Genomic DNA, 2,944 nt, shown 5'->3' with positions numbered 1-2,944 from the left:
GTGTAAAGGAGATGCTCTACCAACTGAGCTAATCGCCCCGTCTTGTTGGAGTCGCATTATAGGGATAGTTCAAAGTGAGTCAACGCTTTTTAAAATGATTTCAATCGTTCGCCGCAAATTTAGGCAGGGCGCGATAATTATCGCCAGCAGCGCCGATTCTTTGCGCGATGCTATGCGAAACTCGCCGCAAAACGCGCGAAATCGACCGGCGCAATATCGTGTCGGCGTTGAGGAATTAGCGCGTGGTGATACAATGTCGTCCACTCTTTTTTCAATTCCGAGCAATCGTCGGCAACCGCCGACACGCGTTGCGTAATAAGGCAGTGAACCCAATGAAAATCAAAACCCGTTTTGCACCGAGCCCGACCGGCTATCTTCACGTCGGCGGCGCGCGTACCGCACTTTATTCCTGGTTGTTCAGCCGCCATGCGGGCGGTGAGTTCGTTCTGCGTATCGAAGATACCGATCTGGAACGTTCGACCCAGGACGCGATCGACGCAATTATGGATGGCATGAACTGGTTGAACCTGGATTGGGATGAAGGCCCGTATTTCCAGACCAAGCGTTTCGATCGCTACAACGCGGTCATCGATGAGATGCTGGAGCAGGGCACGGCGTATAAATGCTATTGCTCCAAGGAACGTCTGGAAGCGCTGCGCGAGAAGCAGATGGAAAACGGCGAGAAGCCGCGTTACGACGGCCACTGCCGCGACAGCCAGTGCAGCCACACCGACNCGAGCCGCACGTGGTGCGCTTCCGTAACCCGCAGGAAGGCTCGGTGATCTTCGACGACAAAATTCGCGGCCCGATCGAATTCAGCAACCAGGAGCTGGACGATCTGATCATCCGCCGCACCGACGGTTCGCCAACCTATAACTTCTGCGTCGTCGTCGATGACTGGGACATGGAAATCACCCATGTGATCCGCGGTGAAGACCACATCAACAACACCCCGCGCCAGATCAACATTCTCAAAGCGCTGGGCGCGCCGGTGCCGGAATACGCGCACGTGTCGATGATCCTCGGCGACGACGGTAAAAAACTGTCCAAGCGCCACGGCGCGGTGGGCGTCATGCAGTATCGCGACGACGGCTATCTGCCGCAGGCGCTGCTGAACTACCTGGTGCGTCTGGGCTGGTCCCACGGCGATCAGGAGATCTTCTCCATCGATGAGATGAAAGAGTTCTTCACGCTGGAAGCGATCAACAAATCCGCCAGCGCGTTCAACACCGAGAAGCTGCAGTGGCTGAACCACCACTACATCAACCATATGCCGGCGGAAGAAGTGGCGGTGCATCTGGCATGGCACGTTGAGCAACTGGGCATTGAAACCCGCAACGGCCCGGAACTGAAAGACATCGTCAAGCTGCTGGGCGAGCGTTGCAAAACGCTGAAAGAGATGGCGGAGTCTTGCCGTTACTTCTACGCAGATTTCAGCGAGTTTGACGCCGACGCCGCCAAGAAGCACCTGCGCCCGGTCGCGCGTCAGCCGCTGGAAGCGGTGCGCGCCAAGCTGGCCGCCATCACCGTCTGGACGCCGGAAAATGTGCATGACGCCATTCAGGGCACGGCGGATGAGCTGGGTGTCGGCATGGGTAAAGTCGGCATGCCGCTGCGCGTCGCGGTGACCGGCGCCGGCCAGTCGCCAGGCATGGACGTGACCGTGCATGCGATCGGCCAGAAGCGTTCGCTGCAGCGCATCGACATGGCGCTGGCTTACATCGCCGAGCGTGAAGCGCAAGCCTGATTAGGTTGATACGCCATAAATGAAAAAGCCCCGTGGAGCAATCCCGGGGCTTTTTTTATTGCTTGCTGTCAGGCTTGCTCGCCGGCCGGTAAGCCCGGACGGTAGGCGAGGAAATACATCAGCCCGACAAAGCCGGCGCCGCCCAGCGCATTGCCGAGAAATACCGCGACGAAATTAGGCAGGTACTGCTCCCAGCCCATGCCACCGGCAAAGATGGCCGCCGGGATGATGAACATGTTCGCCACCACGTGCTGGAAGCCGATGGCGACAAAAGCCATGACCGGGAACCACATGCCGATCACTTTNGCCCGGCACATCCTTGCTGGCGAAGGCTAACCACACCGCCAGGCACACCAGCCAGTTGCAGCCGACGCCGGAGATGAAGGCGTGCAGGAAGTCCGCATCCACTTTGGCCTGCGCGATCGCCAGCGTCTTATGCAAAAACGCGCCTTCGGTCAGGCCCAGCAGGTGGCCGAAAAAGTAGGCGACGGCCACGCTGCCGGCCAGGTTGGCCAGGGTGACCCAAAACCAGTTGCGCAGCACGGCGATAGCGGGAATTTCACGGGCAAACCAGGCCATCGGCAAGGTCATCATGTTGCCGGTCAACAGTTCGCCGCCGGCCAGAATGGTCAGGATCAGACCGATAGGAAAGACCGCTGCGCCCAACAGCGCGCCGAAAGAGCCCCATTCGGCCGGCAGGGTGCCGATGACGTGAATATCCAGCAGGAAGCCGGTGGCGATAAAGGCGCCGGCGAGAAAGCCCAGAATCAGCAGATTAGCGAGCGGGGCGCGGCTTTTGTTTACCCCGGCCTGAACGGCGAGGGCGGCGATTTCTTTTGGTGAATGCAAAGACATGACGGACTCGGTTTATAGTAATGAAGTTTATGGCGCGGGCAGTCTATGCCGCTCGGGAGTCCGACTCAAGCGCATTTCGCTAACATTTCGTTAATTAAAAATCAACGTGATATGCAGGGTCTTTCGCCATTTTGAGATGTAGCGCGCAAAATGGATGAACTCTGCGCAAAGTGATGATTTTTTGGCGCCAAAGATGCTGATTTGGCGGCTTTTTCAACGCTTGATTCAGTAATTCAATTTAGCCGTTGACAGCTTTGAGCGGGTTTCATATTATGCGCCCCGTTCACAGCACAAAGTGATTGTGGAACGGGGCTATAGCTCAGCTGGGAGAGCGCTTGCATG

General features: G+C 57.5%; 1 protein-coding gene and 2 pseudogenes. 2 read left to right on the top strand and 1 reads right to left on the bottom strand.

Features of this window, described 5'->3' with window-relative positions; translation table 11 throughout:
* A partial coding sequence (locus tag ADK28_RS32785; protein ID WP_204375386.1) for a hypothetical protein occupies positions 1 to 316 on the top strand: 316 nt, incomplete at its 5' end.
* Between the two features lie 16 nt (positions 317 to 332).
* Positions 333 to 1,747 (top strand): annotated as a pseudogene (gene gltX / locus ADK28_RS26870) (glutamate--tRNA ligase).
* 68 nt (positions 1,748 to 1,815) lie between these two features.
* Here the strand turns inward: gltX and ADK28_RS26865 are convergent.
* Positions 1,816 to 2,602: pseudogene (locus tag ADK28_RS26865) on the bottom strand (formate/nitrite transporter family protein).
* Positions 2,603 to 2,944: the final 342 nt, after the last annotated feature.

The sequence above is a fragment of the Serratia sp. 506_PEND genome (assembly GCF_001076875.1).
Classification (GTDB): Bacteria; Pseudomonadota; Gammaproteobacteria; order Enterobacterales; family Enterobacteriaceae; genus Serratia; species Serratia marcescens.
This window is presented reverse-complemented; position numbering and strand designations above follow the sequence as displayed.